At 56.6% G+C, this 265-nt stretch carries 1 protein-coding gene; it reads right to left on the bottom strand.

Translation table 11 applies throughout. The annotated features are described in order from the left end of the window. The coding region (locus Q0897_RS16080) for a DDE-type integrase/transposase/recombinase (protein WP_299310439.1) at positions 1-265 on the bottom strand (265 nt) is incomplete at both ends.

The following is a 265-nucleotide window of genomic DNA, read 5'->3' as shown; positions in this document are numbered from 1 at the left end:
CAGCGCTGCAACCTTGTCCCTCTTCTTCGTAACGTAGCTTTCGAGCACCTCACCTTCGTGATCGACGGCACGCCATAGGTACACCATCTCGCCGTTTATGCGGACGTACATCTCATCGAGATGCCAATGCCATTTTCGAAAGCCGCGCATCCGATTTACGCGCTGCCGCCGGATGTCGGCCGCGAAAATCGGGCCAAACCTGTTCCACCAGAGGCGGACCGTCTCATGGCAGATATCGATGCCGCGTTCCGACAACAAATCTTCG

The sequence above is a fragment of the uncultured Croceicoccus sp. genome, assembly GCF_947496385.1.
In the GTDB taxonomy this organism is placed as follows: domain Bacteria; phylum Pseudomonadota; class Alphaproteobacteria; order Sphingomonadales; family Sphingomonadaceae; genus Croceicoccus.
This window is presented reverse-complemented; position numbering and strand designations above follow the sequence as displayed.